The 17,738-nt window shown below is 44.4% G+C and carries 15 protein-coding genes; all 15 read right to left on the bottom strand.

Going from position 1 to position 17,738, the window contains the following annotated elements; genetic code table 11:
- Positions 1–9: 9 nt before the first annotated feature.
- The 15 genes from accA to pyrH all read right to left on the bottom strand — a co-directional run bounded on the left by accA (position 10) and on the right by pyrH (position 17,670).
- Complete coding sequence (accA, locus tag OCV30_RS11685; protein WP_009847403.1) at positions 10–969, bottom strand: acetyl-CoA carboxylase carboxyl transferase subunit alpha; 960 nt, start codon at positions 967–969, stop codon at positions 10–12.
- Between the two features lie 45 nt (positions 970–1,014).
- A complete protein-coding gene (gene dnaE / locus OCV30_RS11690) occupies positions 1,015–4,494 on the bottom strand; it encodes a DNA polymerase III subunit alpha (protein ID WP_017096818.1) in 3,480 nt (1,159 codons plus the stop codon).
- A 113-nt stretch (positions 4,495–4,607) separates the two neighbouring features.
- Positions 4,608–5,228, bottom strand: coding sequence for a ribonuclease HII (rnhB, locus tag OCV30_RS11695; RefSeq protein ID WP_012604594.1), 621 nt, complete (start codon positions 5,226–5,228; stop codon positions 4,608–4,610).
- A gap of 48 nt (positions 5,229–5,276) precedes the next feature.
- Positions 5,277–6,473: a lipid-A-disaccharide synthase gene (gene lpxB / locus OCV30_RS11700; protein WP_065679072.1), complete on the bottom strand. Its 1,197-nt coding sequence runs from the start codon at positions 6,471–6,473 to the stop codon at positions 5,277–5,279.
- 129 nt (positions 6,474–6,602) lie between these two features.
- Positions 6,603–7,391 (bottom strand): acyl-ACP--UDP-N-acetylglucosamine O-acyltransferase, encoded by a 789-nt coding sequence (gene lpxA, locus OCV30_RS11705; RefSeq protein WP_009847407.1) that lies wholly within the window; start codon positions 7,389–7,391, stop codon positions 6,603–6,605.
- Position 7,392: 1 nt separating this feature from the next.
- Positions 7,393–7,845: a 3-hydroxyacyl-ACP dehydratase FabZ gene (gene fabZ / locus OCV30_RS11710; RefSeq protein WP_009847408.1), complete on the bottom strand. Its 453-nt coding sequence runs from the start codon at positions 7,843–7,845 to the stop codon at positions 7,393–7,395.
- 93 nt (positions 7,846–7,938) lie between these two features.
- Positions 7,939–8,970 (bottom strand): UDP-3-O-(3-hydroxymyristoyl)glucosamine N-acyltransferase, encoded by a 1,032-nt coding sequence (gene lpxD / locus OCV30_RS11715; protein WP_065679073.1) that lies wholly within the window; start codon positions 8,968–8,970, stop codon positions 7,939–7,941.
- 5 nt (positions 8,971–8,975) lie between these two features.
- On the bottom strand, positions 8,976–9,476 hold the full coding sequence (locus tag OCV30_RS11720) for an OmpH family outer membrane protein (protein WP_009847410.1): 501 nt from the start codon (positions 9,474–9,476) through the stop codon (positions 8,976–8,978).
- A gap of 27 nt (positions 9,477–9,503) precedes the next feature.
- The gene (gene bamA / locus OCV30_RS11725) at positions 9,504–11,909 is read right to left on the bottom strand and encodes an outer membrane protein assembly factor BamA (RefSeq protein ID WP_012604598.1); all 2,406 of its coding nucleotides are present in this window, start codon (positions 11,907–11,909) and stop codon (positions 9,504–9,506) included.
- A gap of 48 nt (positions 11,910–11,957) precedes the next feature.
- Positions 11,958–13,316, bottom strand: coding sequence for a sigma E protease regulator RseP (gene rseP / locus OCV30_RS11730; RefSeq protein ID WP_065679074.1), 1,359 nt, complete (start codon positions 13,314–13,316; stop codon positions 11,958–11,960).
- On the bottom strand, positions 13,313–14,521 hold the full coding sequence (gene ispC / locus OCV30_RS11735; protein WP_065679075.1) for a 1-deoxy-D-xylulose-5-phosphate reductoisomerase: 1,209 nt from the start codon (positions 14,519–14,521) through the stop codon (positions 13,313–13,315). Before ispC ends, rseP begins: the two co-directional genes overlap by 4 nt.
- Positions 14,522–14,572: 51 nt before the next feature.
- On the bottom strand, positions 14,573–15,415 hold the full coding sequence (locus OCV30_RS11740; RefSeq protein WP_065679076.1) for a phosphatidate cytidylyltransferase: 843 nt from the start codon (positions 15,413–15,415) through the stop codon (positions 14,573–14,575).
- 16 nt (positions 15,416–15,431) lie between these two features.
- Positions 15,432–16,184, bottom strand: a complete 753-nt coding sequence (locus tag OCV30_RS11745; protein ID WP_065679077.1) for an isoprenyl transferase — start codon at positions 16,182–16,184, stop codon at positions 15,432–15,434.
- Positions 16,185–16,282: 98 nt separating this feature from the next.
- Positions 16,283–16,840 carry a ribosome recycling factor gene (frr, locus tag OCV30_RS11750; protein ID WP_009847417.1) on the bottom strand — a complete coding sequence of 186 codons (558 nt, stop codon included), beginning with the start codon at positions 16,838–16,840 and terminating at the stop codon, positions 16,283–16,285.
- 98 nt (positions 16,841–16,938) lie between these two features.
- Positions 16,939–17,670 (bottom strand): UMP kinase, encoded by a 732-nt coding sequence (gene pyrH, locus OCV30_RS11755; RefSeq protein ID WP_009847418.1) that lies wholly within the window; start codon positions 17,668–17,670, stop codon positions 16,939–16,941.
- Positions 17,671–17,738: the final 68 nt, after the last annotated feature.

Consider the following 17,738-nt stretch of genomic DNA (forward strand, 5'->3'; position numbering starts at 1 on the left):
GGTCGCTTATCAGCAGTAACCGTAGCTCATTAGACGCTGGTAACGACGCTCTAGAAGTGCTTCGTTATCAAATTGCTCTAGCTCTTCTAACTGCTTAACTAACATGTCTTTCATGTTCTGAGCTGTCTGTATTGGATCGCGGTGCGCGCCACCTAGAGGCTCTGGGATGATTTCATCGATAAGCTCAAGTTCTTTAAGGCGAGGAGCTACTAGGCCCATCGCTTCAGCAGCTTGTGGTGCTTTATCTGAATCACGCCATAAGATTGAAGCACAACCTTCTGGAGAGATTACTGAGTATGTAGAGTACTGAAGCATGTTCACGTAATCACCAACACCAATCGCTAGTGCACCACCAGAACCGCCTTCACCTACAACGTTACAGATAACCGGAACTGAAAGGCCGGCCATCACTTTTAGGTTCTTAGCGATAGCTTCAGATTGACCACGCTCTTCTGCACCAACACCTGGGTATGCACCCGCTGTGTCGATGAAAGTAATGATTGGCATGTTGAAACGCTCAGCCGTTTCCATTAGGCGAAGTGCCTTACGGTAACCTTCTGGCTTTGGCATACCAAAGTTACGGATCACTTTCTCTTTAGTCTCACGACCTTTCTGGTGACCAATAACCATAACAGGACGACCATTTAGACGAGCCATACCACCCACAATTGCTTTGTCGTCAGCGTAAGCGCGATCGCCCGCCATCTCTTCAAACTCTGTGAAGGCATGCTCCAGGTAATCTTTGGTGTACGGACGTTGAGGGTGACGAGCAAGTTGAGCTACCTGCCATGCACCTAAGTCACTAAAGATTTTCTGTTTAAGCTCTAAGCTTTTTTTCTCTAGTTGTTCAATTTCTTTGTCTAGATCTACCGCTGTGTCACCACCGTGACGCGAAACGTCACGTAGCGCTTCGATTTTTGCTTCAAGTTCAGCGATAGGCTTTTCAAATTCTAGAAAGTTCAGGCTCATCTATGAATCCTTGTTGATTCAGCTCCGCAGTTACGGAGCTAAATTTTAGTTAAATTCGAGTTCTACTTGGCTATTTCCAAGTAGCTGTTTTAATTCGTCTAGTAATGTATCACTTGGCGTCACACGCCATTCTGTGCCCAATGTTAACCGCGCTCTAGCGTCGGCACGTTGGTAGTATACATTGACTGGGACCGTTCCGGCTCTATAAGGTTCTAAGATTTGACCAAAGCGTTCAAAAAATTGACCGTTAATTTGGGATTGCTCGATAGATATCGACACCCCACGAGCATATTTCTCACGGGCGCTTCCTAAGTCCATGACCTCGCGCGCGGACATTTTAAGCCCACCATTGAAATCATCAAAGCTGACCTGTCCAGAAACAACCACAATTTTGTCTTTTTCGAGCAATTCTGCGTAGCGATCGAGCGCATCAGAGAACAACATCACTTCCATCCGACCCGATCGGTCATCAAGAGTCATCAAACCGATTCGAGTACCGCGCTTCGTGGTCATGACCCTAGCCGCAATGACCAAACCTGCAATCGTTAAGGATTGGTCACGACGAGTCGGCGTCGCATCTTTCAAGCGACAGCTGGTGTATTTCGCAAGTTCTTTAATGTAAGCATTCACCGGGTGACCCGTTAAATACAAACCAAGCGTTTCGCGTTCACCTTCTAGCCAAACCTTTTCAGGCCATTTAGGCACTTGAGTATACTTGTGTTCAACCTCTTCCGGAGCGTCGGTCAACACACCAAACATATCCGATTGACCGAACGACTCAGCGTGGTGATGTTGGCTTGCTGCCTTAACCGCATCTTTCAAAGATGCCATCATCGCCGCTCGGTGAGGACCTAATCTATCTAAGGCTCCGGATAGAATCAACTTTTCGATAACACGTTTGTTGACCTTCTTCAGATCAAGACGTGCACAGAAGTCGAATAAGTCTTTAAAGTAACCACCTTTGTTACGCGCTTCGATGATGGCTTCAATTGGGCCTTCACCTACCCCTTTAATCGCACCGATGCCATAAACAATTGCGCCATCTTCATCCACATTAAAGCGGTAGAGGCCCGAGTTGATGTCAGGTGGAAGGAGCTTGAGCTTCATACGGAAACACTCATCGACAAGGCCAATAACCTTCTCGGTGTTATCCATATCCGCGGTCATTACTGCCGCCATGAATTCCGCAGGGTAGTGTGTTTTCAACCACAGTGTTTGATAAGAAACCAATGCGTATGCAGCCGAGTGAGATTTGTTAAAGCCGTAGCCCGCAAACTTCTCTACCAAGTCAAAGATCTTCATGGACAGTTCGCCATCAACACCATTGGCTTCAGCACCTTCTTTAAAGGTACCGCGCTGCTTTGCCATCTCTTCTGGCTTTTTCTTACCCATCGCACGACGTAGCATATCGGCTCCGCCAAGCGTATAACCCGCAAGGATTTGTGCGATTTGCATTACCTGTTCTTGATACAGGATGATGCCGTAAGTCGGTTCTAGTGTTTCTTTTAACGATTCGTGTTGCCACGTTTCATCAGGGTAAGATACTGCCTCTCGTCCGTGTTTACGGTCGATAAAGTTATCTACCATGCCTGATTGCAGAGGGCCCGGACGGAACAAGGCCACCAATGCGATGATATCTTCAAAACAGTCGGGTTGCAGACGCTTGATCAGATCTTTCATACCACGCGATTCCAGTTGGAATACCGCGGTGGTTTCAGAATTTTGTAATAGGTTAAATGACGCTTGATCATCCAGAGGAATCGACTCGATACGAACCGGATCTTTCCCCTCTTTCGCTAAGCGAGGGTTTACTAGGCCTAGTGCCCAGTCAATGATCGTCAGTGTACGCAGCCCCAAGAAGTCAAACTTAACCAATCCAGCAGTTTCTACGTCATTCTTATCGAATTGCGTTACTGGGAAGTTACCTTCCGCATCGGCATAGATAGGTGCAAAATCAGTAATCGTGGTCGGTGAGATTACAACACCACCTGCGTGTTTACCTGCGTTTCGCGTACAACCTTCTAGAATTCGACATTTATCAATCAGCTCACGAACTTCTTCATCGCCGTCGTAGAGTTCAGGCAATGCAGGCTCAGCTAGGAATGCTTTCTCTAGCGTCATGCCCGGATCAGGCGGAACCAGCTTAGAAATTCGGTCAACAAAACCAAATGGGTGGCCTAATACACGGCCAACGTCACGGATTACCGCTTTTGCCGCCATAGTACCGAAGGTGATGATCTGAGAAACGGCATCACGGCCGTACATTTCAGCCACGTGATCAATAACTTGGTCACGCTTATCCATACAGAAGTCGATATCGAAATCGGGCATGGATACACGTTCTGGGTTCAAGAAACGTTCGAACAGCAAGTCATATTCAAGTGGATCAAGATCCGTGATATCAAGCGCGTAAGCCACCAAAGACCCGGCACCAGAACCACGACCTGGGCCTACTGGTACATCATTATCTTTTGACCACTGGATGAACTCCATTACGATCAAGAAGTAACCTGGGAAACCCATGTTATTAACTACTTCTAGCTCGATTTTAAGTCGCTCATCGTATTCAGGCCTGCGTTCAGCTCTGACTTTTTCATCAGGAAACAGGAATGCTAAACGTCGCTCAAGACCTTCTTCTGATTTTTTGATCAGGAAGTCTTCAATCGCTAAACCTTCCGTTGGGAAGTTAGGTAGGAAGTACTCCCCTAAACGTACAGTCACGTTACAACGCTTGGCGATCTCAACGCTGTTCTCTAATGCTTCAGGGATATCTGAGAACAACTCACACATCTCTTCTTCGCTACGGAGGTACTGTTGTGGACTGTAGTTTTTCGGTCGACGTGGATCAACCATGGTAAAGCCGTCGTGAATCGCCACACGGATTTCATGAGCGTCAAACAAGTCTTCGGAAATGAAGACCACTTCATTAGTCGCGACAACAGGCAGGTCTTCTTGCTCGGCTAATTCCAGCGCAAAGTGCAGATAAGACTCTTCGTCCGTACGTCCAGTTCGAATGAGCTCCAGATAAAAACGGTCTGCGAAATGTGTTTTGTAAAACTCAACGCTGCTTGCAACCAACTCTCTATTGCCTTTCAGCAACGCTTTACCAATCTCACCTTCTTTTGCACCCGATAAAAGAATCAGGCCTTCCGCATGTTCAATCAGCCACTCTTTATCAATAACAGGCTGATGCTGCACATGGCCACGAAGGTAAGCTTTTGATATTAATAACGTTAGGTTGTTGTAGCCTTTATTACTCGTTGCAATAACGGTGAGTTTTGTCAATTCATCGCCAAAATCAGGAGACTGCATCAAGAAGTCAGAACCAATAATTGGTTTAACCCCACACCCATGAGCAGTACCGTAGAATTTCACCAAACCGCACAGGTTGGTAAAGTCGGTCAATGCTAGAGCAGGCATACCCATTTCAGCGACTTTTTTAACTAATGGTGGCACCTTGGATAGGCCATCCACCATCGAAAAGTCACTGTGTACGCGTAGGTGAACAAATTTTGGATCTGACATTATTTTTCCTGAGTTCTAGGTTTGAGCCTAGGATTACAACTGTGTGTATTCTATTTTTTTCTAGCGCCACTAAGCAACTTTATTCGATGCTAAGCTCTAGTTTACGTAAAGCTCTAATCTATGCCAAGAATACGTTTTACTGGCTTAAAGCTTTTACGGTAATGCTCGGTTACGCCATGTTTTTCAATCGCTTCAAAATGCGCTTTTGTCGGGTAACCTTTATGTTTAGCAAAACCAAACTCTGGATGAAGCTTATCAAGTTCTTCCATCTCTTGGTCACGAACCACTTTAGCGATGATAGACGCTGCGCTGATTTCAGCCACCCGTAAATCCCCTTTCACAATAGCCAGACCGGCCATCGGTAGCTCAGGGACTCGGTTTCCATCTATTAGCGCCATATCAGGTTGAACACTCAGCCCGGCAATAGCACGCTGCATAGCTACCATAGTCGCTTGTAAGATATTCAACTCATCAATTTCTTGTGGGGAACAACGACCCACAGACCATGCCAAGGCTTTCTCTTTAATTTCAGGAAGCAGGGCAAGGCGCTTTTTCTCAGACAGTTTTTTTGAATCGTTCAAGCCTTCGATTGGGTTATTCGGATCGAGGATAACCGCGGCGGTAACTACATCACCAACTAACGGCCCACGCCCCACTTCATCAACACCAGCGAATAACTGGTAGCCTTGAGGATACTCAAAAGGAGGAAATTCTTTTTTCTCTTTTACTGCCATGACAATTCTCTTTGTAACTTTTAAGCAAATGCTTTTGAAAGAAGCACTTTATGATTCAACACACTCTCGACCGATCAATTTCAGAACTGCGTTAGCCGCCTGTTTGTCAGCATCTTTACGAATCCAGTGATGCATTTCAGTAAAGCGTTCAATAAGTGGCGCGTTGTCGGTTGAAAGCATCTTATCGACCGATGGGAAAAGGTAATCTGGGTGACACTCTTCAAGAATGTGTTCTTTTACGATTTCTTCACCCGCTAGGATATTCGGTAACGAGACAAATTCTGTGATCGACAATTTCTTAACGATATAGCCAGTGAGCTTGTTGACCTTGTAGCCAACGACCATCGGGCGTTTCAGCAACATACACTCAAGAGCAACAGTACCAGAAGCTAACAAAACAGAATCAGCAGCAGTAATCACATTGGTAGCCGTATCTTCTACTAAGGTAAATTCAAGTTCAGGTGCCGTCGATTGCCAGATCTCTGTAAACTGTTTCTTGCGCTGTTCATTAACCAATGCAACAACAAAATTGATATCAGGGTACTTTTGCTTAATGCGCTGACAAGTTTCGATAAATGGTTGAGCAATCAAACTCATTTCACCACCACGGCTACCCGGCAATACCGCTAACCACGGCTTATCTTGAGCTAAACCTAAAAGATCGCGAGCCTCTTTCTTATTCGGCTCCAGTGGAATGGTATCAGCCAGCGTGTGGCCAACGAATTCACAAGCAACGTTATATTTATCATAAAACGCTTTTTCGAATGGTAAGAAAGCAAGTACCAAATCGGTTGCTTTGTCGATTTTAAAGATACGCTTTGGACGCCATGCCCAGACTGAAGGGCTGACATAATGAACAGTCTTAATGCCCGCGTTCTTAAGATCTAATTCAAGTCTTAGATTAAAGTCTGGCGCATCAATACCGACGAAGACATCTGGCGGGTTTTGAGTAAAGTACTTAACTAGATCCGCTTTCACTTTTAGCAAGCGAGGTAAACGACCAAGCACTTCTACAAGCCCCATCACGGCAAGCTCTTCCATTTCGAAAAGAGACTCACAACCAAGCGCCTTCATTTTTGGTCCGCCAATACCCACGAATTCAGCATTCGGATATTGTGATTTGATCGCTTTAATAAAGCCTTCGCCAAGCGTGTCACCAGAGAGTTCTCCAACAACGATACCTACGCGCAGAGGTTCATTCGAAACAAAGTCCAAGCTATTGGTTGCTGCTTCTTGCTGTGCCATAGTTTTCTAATTCCCTTCTTGCCTAAAACAAAAAAGATCGCCTAACGAGTAGCGATCTTTTTGTTATACCAATCTAACGAGGTAACTATTGTCATACTCATATTGATTGGTACATAACCACATCAAGTATTAACGAATAATACCGCGCTCAGAGCTCTCTAGCATTTCTAACATAGGAGTTACCGAAGCAAACTCTTTCGCCATTTCAACTAAAGCGGCTTTCGCTTCTTCAAGTGTTTTTCCTGAACGGTATAACTCTTTGTACGCTTTCTGTAATGCTCGAATTTCTGGTTTTTCAAATCCGTTACGCTTCAAGCCCACTAGGTTAAGGCCGAATGGAGCGGCATGATTACCCTGTGCAAGCACGTACGGCAGTACATCTTGAACAACCGCAGAACAGCCGCCAATGTACGCATAAGCGCCAATTGAACAGAACGGGTGAATCGCAGACAATGCCATTACACCAGCGTAATCGCCAACCGTCACGTGACCGCCAAGGATAGCGTTGTTACCAATGTGAGTGTGGTTTCCAACGATTACATCATGCGCTACGTGAGCATTTACACAAAGTAAGTTGTCATCGCCAATCACAGTGGTCGCTTTGTCTTGAGTTGTACCACGGTGGATCTGAACTGCTTCACGAATCACATTACGGTCACCGATCACAACAGTCGTATCTTCACCACCGTATTTCTTATCTTGGTTTTCTTCTCCAATCACTGCGTGTGGGAAGATTCGGTTTTGCTTACCAATTGTCGTGTGACCTTTGATCACAACATGCGACATCACTTCAGTGTCGTCACCAATTGTCACGTTACCAGCAATGTAAGTGAAAGGACCAACCGTCACGTTAGCACCGATAGTTACATCACCTTCGATTACTGCTGCCGGGTGAATTTTCGCTGTTTCATGAATCATATTAAAACTCTCTACGAGCACATTTAAGTTCAGCTGAACATACAACTACGCCGTCAACTTTCGCTACACCGTTGAACGATGCAATGCCACGACGTTCTTTTAAGAACTCAACTTCGATAACCAATTGGTCACCAGGCACTACTGGCTTGCGGAACTTCGCTTTATCTACGCTAGCAAAGTAGTAAAGCTCATTACCAGAAGGAGCACCAAAAGATTTAAATGCTAGAAGACCTGTTGCTTGCGCCATTGCTTCTAAGATCAACACACCTGGGAATACAGGAAGTTGTGGGAAGTGGCCTGTGAACTGAGGTTCGTTAACAGAAACATTCTTAATCGCAGTCAGTGTTTTTTCTTTTTCAAAGCTAGTCACACGATCAACCATTAAGAATGGGTAGCGATGAGGTAATAGTTCCTGAATTTCAGTAATGTTCATCGTTGTCTGTTCAGTAGTCAAAGTCGTATTCCTATGTATATTCTTTATTTAATGAGAAGGATTATAAACGAAAAAGACTCGCTGTACGCGAGCCTTTTATTAGAAATGCTGGAATTATGATTCCGCGCTGTTCTCGATAAGTTTTTCAACGGTTTTCAAACGCTTGTTCATTTCATCAATACGATGAACTCGCGTTGCTGTTTTACGCCAATCTTTATTTGGCTGCAAAGGAATACCTGAAGAGTACATGCCTTTTTCGGTGATACTGCGCATTACCATCCCCATACCGGTGATTGTAACGCCGTCAACGATTTCTATATGACCATTAATCACACAACCGCCACCAATAATACAGTACTTACCTATCGTTGTGCTGCCGGCGATGATAGTACCACCTGCAATAGCAGAACCATATCCGATGTGAACATTATGAGCTATCTGAAGTTGGTTATCTAAGATAACGTTATCTTCAATAATAGTGTCATCTAATGCGCCACGGTCAACGGTAGTACACGCGCCGATTTCTACGCGGTTACCAACACGAACTGAACCGACTTGCGGGATCTTAACCCACTCGCCTTTCTCATTCGCATAACCAAAACCATCGGATCCAATCACTGTACTAGATTGAATCAAACATGCTTCGCCAATCACCACTTCATGGTAAACACTTACGTTAGCCCAAAGCTTAGTACCTGCGCCAATTTTTGCATTTTGACCAATAAAGCAACCAGCACCGATAACGACGTCATCACCAAGCACTACGCCAGTTTCAATCACAGCATTGGCACCAATAGACACATTTTGTCCAATGGTCGCGTCGCCTGAAATTGAAGCAGAATCAGCAATACCCGCAGCTGGCGCTGGCGTGGTATCAAGCGCTTGAGCAACCTTAGCAAAAGCAACATAAGGGTCGCTGACCACAATAACGTTGGTTTTACACAGTTCACGCTCGCTCTCTTTAACCATAATAGCGGATGCTTTACAGTCACCAAGGTGCTTGCTGTACTTCACGTTCGAAAGGAACGTAATATTTCCTTCTTGCGCTTTATCCATAGGAGCGACTGCTGAAACGGTAACTGTGCCGTCTCCGTGTAGCTCTCCACCGGTAATCGTTGCCAATTCGGCTAAGGTCAGATTCTTCATAAAACTTATTTCAGTGATTTAATTACTTTTTCAGAGATGTTGTATTCTGGCTTGCCGTACTGCAGAGCTTGAATATCAACGATCATGTCGTAGCCTTCTTTCTCTGCAACTTTAGTTACAGCATCTTGAATGACTTTGAATAGCTTCTGCTTCTCTTGTGCTTCACGACGTTGGCTTGCTTTTTCTAGTGCTTGAGCTTTGATTTTGTATTTGCTGTCTAGTTGGCCGACTTCAATACGAAGTTTCTCTACTTCATCAGGCCCTAATAGCTCACCATCACGCTTAAGCTTTTCAATCTTAGTTTTAGCTTCCGCTTGGATACTTTGAAGCTCAGCAGCTTTATCTTTGAACTCTTCCTGCATTTTTTGAAGAACAACTTCACGCTGAGGTAGAGCCTGGAATACTTGTGCAGTATTTACATAGCCCACTTTTTGCGCAGCTTCAGCCGCTGTTGCAAAGAAAGAAGAGCTAAGAACTACAAGGCCTAAACCTGCTGCTTTAATCATATTTTTCACAATATTGTCCTTTAAAGATTAGAAAGTTCTACCAATGGTGAATGTGAAGAATTCTTCGTCATCACCTTCGTAGATTTTGATTGGTTTCGCTAGAGAGAAAACCAATGGTCCCATCGGTGACATCCACTGAAGAGCGGCACCATAAGATGAACGGTAATTTGTTGGGTCAGAGTAATCGTAGTAGTACTGTTGACCGCTATTCGGTGCGCCACGGTCTACGAATTCGGTATCCCATACACTTGCCATATCGAAGAACACGCTAGTTCGAATCTGACTGCGCGCTTCATCAGAAGCAAACGGTGTTGGTACGATTAACTCTACGCTAGCCAAAGCAACCGCATTACCACCAACCGAATCATCGGTTGCAGAATTGTACGTCGGGTTATTGCCCGTACTATTTCCGTAAACAGCTTTTGGACCAGCTGAGTTAGAACCAAAACCACGTAGTGTTGTAAAACCACCCGCGTAGTAGTTTTCGTAGAATGGGAACAAGTTATCATTACCATCCGTTTGACCATAACCGTTACCATAGCCTAATCGACCACGCATCAATAGTGTGAACTCGTGCTTTTTAGTCAACGGAATGTAATGTTTTACATCGTATTGCGCTTTGAAGTATTTCGCATCCGAACCAGGTACTGTCATTTTCGCGAAAGCACGTTGGTGGTTACCTTCAGTAGGGAAGAAGCCACGGTTAAGGTTGTTGCGCGTCCAAGAGATATTGATATCGAAGTCATCGGTTAAGATATGCTCATCACCGTATTGGTCAATACTTCTCGCAAACTGTTCAACTTGAATATAGGTAGGAACGTTACCGATCTTGTTGTGCGTATAACCAAAACCAAACTCGAGACGGTTCAGCTCATCCATAGGGAAACCCCATGTTAAGCTCGTACCATAACTTTGGTTGGTATAATCGACGATACCCGCTTCAGAGGCTTCAAATTCGTTGTAGAAGATTTTGCCGCCCATACTCACGCCATCAAGGTTCCAGTATGGGTCGCGGTAGTCTAAGCTAACATTCTTTTGGTAATCGTTCATCATGGCGCTTACGCCAACACGGTTACCAGAACCGGCAAAGTTATCTTGCTGTAAACCAACCTGGAAGCTGACACCCGATTCAGTACCGTAGCCAACACCGAAGTTGACGCTACCCGAGTTCGCTTCCTTAACGTTGTAAACCAGATCCACTTGGTCTTCACTGCCAGGAACACGTACCGTTTGCACATCAACCGTTTCAAAAAAGCCTAAACGGTTAAGGCGGCTCTTACCTGTATCAATCGACTTGGAGTTCAGCCAACTGCCTTCCATTTGACGCATTTCACGACGCAGTACTTCATCTTTCGTTGAGTTGTTACCCGTGAATCGAATATCACGAACGTAGATACGGCTGCCCGCTTCTACATTGATAACCAACGACACTTCTTTGGTCTCATCGTCAAATTCAGGAATCGTACGAACTTGTGGGTACGCATAGCCAGATTCGCCTAGAATTCGTTTCACGCTCTCTTCTAAAGACGTTACGGAAGAGCCGTTATATGTATCGCCATCTTCGAATGGCACTAACGCTTCGAAGTCAGCCTCGCGGCCGATAAGCTCACCACGGAAAGAGACATCTTTAACGGTATAAGCTTCGCCTTCGTCTAGGCCTAGCGTGATGTAAACACCTTTCTTATCAGGAGAGATCGCAACCTGAGTCGAATCTACCTTAAACTTAAGGTAACCACGGTCAAGGTAGTAAGATTTCAACGCTTCGATATCACCAGCCAGTACTTGCTTCTGGTATTTTTCATCCGCAAGGAAATTCCACCATGCAACATCAACGTTCAAGTTGAAACGACTAAGTAGATCTGCGTCAGAGAAAACTTCGTTACCGATAAAGTTAATTTGCTGAATCTTAGCGGACACGCCCTCAGTAAACACAAACTTAAGGTCAGAACGGTTACGAGGCAGAGGCGTCACTACGGCTTTCACTGTCGCGTTGTATTTACCAACACTGTAGTAAAAATCTTCAAGGCCCTTCTCAATGTTACTCAGTGTAGTACGGTCAAGGGCTTCACCTTCACGAACACCAGATGCGTCTAGGTTCTGCTGAAGTTGTTCTTCTTTGATCGCCTTGTTACCTGAGAATGAGATGCTTGCGATGGTCGGTCGTTCTTTGACTTGAACAACTAAAACATCATCATCGCGAAGGACTTTAACGTCCTCAAAGTTGCCTGAAGCATACAGTGCACGAATGATCTCAGATACATCGCCGTCATCCACTTCATCGCCAATACGTACTGGCATTTTCAGTAGAGCTGCACCAAGTGCAACACGCTGTAAACCTTCGATCTTGATATCTTGAACTACAAAGTTTTGTGCTCCGTTCGCAGCCACACTAGTGGCCAATAGACTTGCGAACAGAATTTGCTTAATCGCCATACTTATTCTAATTATTCCTTGCTACTACCAATGCCTGTGAGAAACCATTCACAGACGAGTAAAATCATTAAATATTGCCAGAGCCATCAAAGAGAAGAGGATTGCGCCTCCCACTCTGTATCCCATTTCTTGAACTTTTTCAGGTACAGGTTTACGAGTAACGGCCTCAATAGCGAAAAAGAGCAAATGTCCGCCATCAAGCATAGGCAGCGGAACCAAATTAATAATACCCAAGTTAACACTGATCAGAGCTAAAAAACCTAAGAAGTAAACCAAACCGTAATCGGCGGTTGCCCCTGCGCCTTTAGCAATTGAAATTGGGCCACTCAAGTTATTTAAGCCAACATCACCAACGATTAGCTTCTTAAGCATTGTCAGTGTCAAACCAATGATCTGACCTGTTTTATCAAATGCTTTTCCTACAGACTCAATTACACCAAATTGTAACTCAAAGCGATAATCTTCTGGCCATTCTGCGACTTCGGGAGCAATACCCGCATAGCCGATTGTAGAACCATCAGAAAATTCGCGACTATTCGGCGACATAACCAATGACCGCTCAACACCATTTCGTAATACGACAAGGTCCAAGGGCATCATTGGGTGTGAACGGATTAATTCAACAACCGACTTCCACTGTTCAATAGGCTGACCATTAATTTCGACAATTTTGTCGCCAGATTCTAGCCCTGCAGAATAGGCAGCACCGTCATCAATAACTTGAGCGAGCACTGTCGATATCTCTGGAGAATACGGTCTAAAACCAAGCGTTGTCATTGCTGACTCAGTTTCTGGGTTGAACGACCAGTCTGAAATATCCAATGTTATCTGTTGTTCAAAGCCGATGTCGTCTTGAGAAGAAACCGTTACAGTCATGGACTCATCACCAATATGTGATATCAAACCCAAGTTTACTGATTCCCAATCTGCGGTTTTGATTCCTGAAATAGATTTAAGTTCCATTCCACTTTCAATTCCGGCTTGTGCCACGATAGATTGAGGTGTTACCTCTCCAATCACAGGCTTAACCGCTGGAACACCAATCAAAAAAACCAGCCAATATGCGAACACGGCAAATATAAAGTTGAATGCTGGACCTGCACCCACAATCGCCGTTCGTTTCCACAACGGTTTCTTATCAAAAGCGTATTGCTGTTCGTCTTCAGAAAGATCATCAACACGACCATCAAGCATCTTAACGTAGCCGCCCAATGGAATGACAGACAAGCTGTACTCTGTGCCATCGCGGCCAACTTTACTCCAGATCGATTTACCAAAACCAATCGAGAATTTTTCTACTTTCACACCGCAGCGACGAGCAACCCAGAAGTGTCCAAATTCATGAACAGCGACCAGAATACCAAGCGCTACAATAAAGGATGCGAAGTTCCACAGAATTCCACTCATGCTAGCTGCTCTTTTATAAATTGAATGGCTATTTGACGAGACATATTATCGAGCTCAAGAAGGCTTTCCAAGCTATCTAAGCCCTCAGAGTTATGTTGTTCACATACTTTGTTCATAACATACTCGTTAATGATAGCAATATCGGTAAACTTCACTTGATTGTTCAAGAAAGCATCGACTGCAATTTCGTTTGCCGCATTAATCGCTGTTGTTGCATGCTGACCCAAATAGCACGCCTCAATGGCTAATCTCAAACATGGGTAACGAGTTAAATCGGGCTCTAAGAAGGTAAGCTCGCCCACTTTGGTGAAATCCAGAGGCTTAACACCCGCTTCTGTGCGTTCAGGATAAGACATCGTCAAAGCGATTGGCGTTGCCATATCGGGTTCGCCCATTTGAGCGAGCACCGAGCCATCCTTGTACTGAACCATAGAATGAATCACAGACTGAGGGTGGATAATAACTTTGAGTTGCTCTTGAGAGGCATTAAATAGCCATTTCGCCTCAATGTACTCTAAGCCTTTATTCATCATAGTTGCTGAATCGACAGAGATCTTAGGGCCCATTGACCAGTTTGGGTGTGCGATAGCTCGTTCTGGTGTTACCGACTCTAGCTCTGCAACGTCCGTATAACGGAAAGGACCACCCGAACCAGTCAAAAGAATATGGTTGATACCGTTCTCTTCTAAATCACAACGGCCTAGGTTAGTTTGTACGTTTTGAGGCAAGCATTGAAAGATAGCATTGTGTTCACTATCAACAGGAAGTAGTTCAGCGCCGTACTTCTCTACGGCGTCGATAAATAACTGCCCTGACATCACTAAGGCTTCTTTATTAGCCAATAAGATACGCTTGCCCGCTTTAACTGCAGACATCGTAGGAAGCAAACCTGCCGCACCCACAATAGCAGCCATTACCGTGTCCACTTCATCTAGAGAAGCGACCTGACACATGCCTTCAGAACCAGAAAGAACTTTGATGTTTGGGTGATTTGTAGACAACACTTCAGTCAGCTTAGATGCTGCATCAGGGCAAGCCATAGCAACATAGCTTGGTTGCCACTTTTCAACTAACGCCAGCATCTTTTCAACATTCGAGCCTGCAGCCATTGCTACAACCGAATAGAGTTCTGGGTTTTGTTCAACGACTTTTAGTGTACTTGCACCAATTGAGCCGGTAGCGCCAAGGATAGTTAGATTTCGCATCACATATGACCGTAGAAATGTAATAAAGGGCAGAATCACTGCCCTTTTTTATTAGAATGCTAAATAAAGCAGAGCAAAGACAGGGAACGCAGCCGTTAAGCTATCTATTCTATCAAGTATACCACCATGACCAGGAATCAGATTACTGCTGTCTTTCACCCCAGAAACACGTTTAAACATGCTTTCAACAAGATCACCAAGAACAGAAATAACGACGGTCACAAGAGTAATAACAATCATGTGGAGAGGGCTTGTGAATTGGATATCAAACAAGTCAGCAAAGATCCAGGCCACGATCACTGCTGTAATGATGCCACCAATAAGACCTTCAATCGTTTTATTAGGACTCACCGCAGGGGCCATTTTGCGCTTGCCAAAGCTCTTTCCTGAAAAGTAAGCACCACTGTCGGCAGCCCACACGATCAAGCAAACGAACATTACCAATTTTGCGCCGTGGTAAGGATCAACATCGATACCGTTCGCACGTAAGATAACCACACTCCAGAAGAATGGTAGCAAAGTCAGCACGCCAAATGCGTGACGAAGAATTGATGAGTCTTTCCATGCTGGCATAGACTTAGGATAAGTCACTGCCATACCACTCGCGATTACCCACCAAATTGAACCAATCGTTAGAATGGCGTAGTGAGCACCCGATAAGTTATTAAGGCTAAATGCATCAAAAGGTATAAAAGCAAAACTTGCAGCACTTACCACAACTGTTGGAATCAACGCTAAATAACGTGATTTGCTTTCAACAAACTGAGTCCACTCCCAAAAACCCAATAGCGAGATTACTGCTAGTGAAAGAATAAACGTAGGAAGTGATAACTCGAAAATACCTAGAATAACTAGGGGAGCTAAAATCAACGCCGTAATAATTCGTTGTTTCAAACCAAAAAAATCCTTATTAACTGTCCATCAGAGCTTTAATTTGCTCACCGGTGCATCCAAAACGACGCTCGCGGTTTACAAACCAAGTCACAGCTTCTACTAAGCTGTCTTCATTAAAGTCTGGCCAGAATTGTTCAGTGAAATACATTTCGGCGTAAGCTAATTGCCAAAGCATAAAGTTACTAATGCGGCACTCGCCACTGGTGCGGATAAGTAGATCGACTTCTGGAATATCTGCCATCGTCAGGTGCTGTGTAATCATAGCTTCATCAATGTCTTCTACATTAATATCGCCAGACTTAACCTGTTGAGCAATCGAAGTCATCGCTTGCTGGATATCCCACTTACCGCCGTAGTTAGCCGCAATATTAATAACCATACCCGTATTGGTGCTAGTCAAAGCTTCCGCTTCTTCTATTTTCTTTTGTAGTCGCGCATTAAAACGACTTTTATCACCAATAACACGAAGTTGTAGATTATTTTTATGAAGCTTTTTTACTTCACTCGACAGCACTGAAATAAACAGTTCCATCAAGAGACCCACTTCTTCTTCAGGACGACGCCAATTTTCACTACTAAAAGCAAAAAGAGTTACGGCTTTAATGCCAAGTCTGGCTGCTGAAGATATGGTTTTTCGAACGGCTTGAACGCCATTTTTATGACCAAAGACACGAGGCTTACCCTGGGCTTTTGCCCAGCGACCATTACCATCCATAATGATAGCAATGTGTTTAGGAAGAGAGTCTGTGAACGCTTGAGAATTATGCATAAAAGAGTGAATCAAATTCTAATAGTCGAACAGAATAGCATAAAAAAACGCTGCACCGTGAGTACAGCGTTTTTCCTGAAAGAAAAGAATATGGAAAATTAAACTTCCATCAACTCTTTTTCTTTAACTGCTAGAACTTCGTCTACGTTCTTAACCGCAGCGTCAGTTAGCTTTTGAATTTCGTCTTGTGCTTTACGATCTTCGTCTTCTGAAATTTCTTTGTCTTTAAGAAGCGCTTTTAGATCGCCATTCGCGTCACGACGGATGTTACGAATAGCAACACGGCCACCTTCAGCTTCGCCACGAACGATTTTAACTAGGTCTTTACGACGCTCTTCCGTAAGCGGTGGAAGTGGAACGCGAATAACCGTACCTGCAGACATAGGGTTTAAGCCTAGGTCAGAAGTCATGATTGCTTTTTCAACAAGAGGAGTCAGTGTTTTATCAAACACTGTAATTGCTAGTGTACGTGCGTCTTCAGCAATAACGTTAGCTACTTGAGTCAAAGGTGTTGGTGCACCGTAGTACTCAACAGTAAGACCAGAAAGTAGGCTCGGGTGAGCACGGCCTGTACGGATTTTTTGTAGGCTGTTTTTTAGTGCATCAACACTTTTTACCATGCGCTCTTGAGCGTCTTTTTTGATTTCGTTAATCACAATTTCACCTTGATTATGTTCTTTCTTCAAGAAAGCTTTTTATTTGGAGTGATAAGGATAAGCTTACCGAAGCATTATACTTCAGTAAGCCCGAAAAATTAGTCAGCGTCGCTGATTAATGTACCTTCAGTTTCACCCATAACCACGCGACGTAGTGCGCCTGGCTTATTCATGTTAAATACACGGATTGGCATTTTGTGGTCACGTGCTAGCGTAAATGCGGCCAAGTCCATTACTTTCAATTCTTTCTCAAGAATTGTGTTGTAAGACAACGTATCATACAACTCTGCGTCTGGGTTTGCTACTGGGTCAGCAGTAAATACACCATCTACTTTTGTTGCTTTTAGAACTACGTCAGCTTCGATTTCGATACCGCGTAAACATGCAGCAGAGTCTGTAGTAAAGAATGGGTTACCAGTACCTGCAGAGAAGATCACAACACGACCTTGACGTAGTTGGCTGATTGCATCTGCCCAGTTGTAGTCGTCACATACACCTTTAAGAGGAATTGCTGACATTACACGTGCGTTTACGTAAGCACGGTGTAGTGCGTCACGCATAGCAAGGCCGTTCATTACCGTTGCAAGCATCCCCATATGGTCACCAACAACACGGTTCATACCCGCTTCTGCTAGGCCTGCGCCACGGAAAAGGTTACCACCACCGATAACAACACCAACTTGAACGCCTAGTTCAACTAATTCTTTTACTTCTTGAGCCATACGATCAAGGATCGTTGGGTCAATACCAAAACCTTCTTCGCCTTGTAGCGCTTCACCGCTAAGTTTTAACAGAATACGTTGATACGCTGGTTTAGGGTTCGTAGTCATGGAGCTTACCTTCCAAAGAGTTGATGATTAACAGTCATGGATAAAAACTGAAGAGCTCAGTTTGCATT

It is taken from the genome of Vibrio atlanticus (assembly GCF_024347315.1).
Taxonomy (GTDB): domain Bacteria; phylum Pseudomonadota; class Gammaproteobacteria; order Enterobacterales; family Vibrionaceae; genus Vibrio; species Vibrio atlanticus.

Excerpts from the sequence above, each read along its gene's own strand:
- accA (WP_009847403.1), bottom strand. The coding sequence starts at position 969 with ATGAGCCTGAACTTTCTAGAATTTGAAAAGCCTATCGCTGAACTTGAA.
- dnaE (WP_017096818.1), bottom strand. The coding sequence starts at position 4,494 with ATGTCAGATCCAAAATTTGTTCACCTACGCGTACACAGTGACTTTTCG.
- rnhB (WP_012604594.1), bottom strand. The coding sequence starts at position 5,228 with ATGGCAGTAAAAGAGAAAAAAGAATTTCCTCCTTTTGAGTATCCTCAA.
- lpxB (WP_065679072.1), bottom strand. The coding sequence starts at position 6,473 with ATGGCACAGCAAGAAGCAGCAACCAATAGCTTGGACTTTGTTTCGAAT.
- lpxA (WP_009847407.1), bottom strand. The coding sequence starts at position 7,391 with ATGATTCATGAAACAGCGAAAATTCACCCGGCAGCAGTAATCGAAGGT.
- lpxD (WP_065679073.1), bottom strand. The coding sequence starts at position 8,970 with ATGAAGAATCTGACCTTAGCCGAATTGGCAACGATTACCGGTGGAGAG.
- OCV30_RS11720 (WP_009847410.1), bottom strand. The coding sequence starts at position 9,476 with ATGATTAAAGCAGCAGGTTTAGGCCTTGTAGTTCTTAGCTCTTCTTTC.
- bamA (WP_012604598.1), bottom strand. The coding sequence starts at position 11,909 with ATGGCGATTAAGCAAATTCTGTTCGCAAGTCTATTGGCCACTAGTGTG.
- rseP (WP_065679074.1), bottom strand. The coding sequence starts at position 13,316 with ATGAGTGGAATTCTGTGGAACTTCGCATCCTTTATTGTAGCGCTTGGT.
- ispC (WP_065679075.1), bottom strand. The coding sequence starts at position 14,521 with ATGCGAAATCTAACTATCCTTGGCGCTACCGGCTCAATTGGTGCAAGT.
- OCV30_RS11745 (WP_065679077.1), bottom strand. The coding sequence starts at position 16,184 with ATGCATAATTCTCAAGCGTTCACAGACTCTCTTCCTAAACACATTGCT.
- pyrH (WP_009847418.1), bottom strand. The coding sequence starts at position 17,670 with ATGACTACGAACCCTAAACCAGCGTATCAACGTATTCTGTTAAAACTT.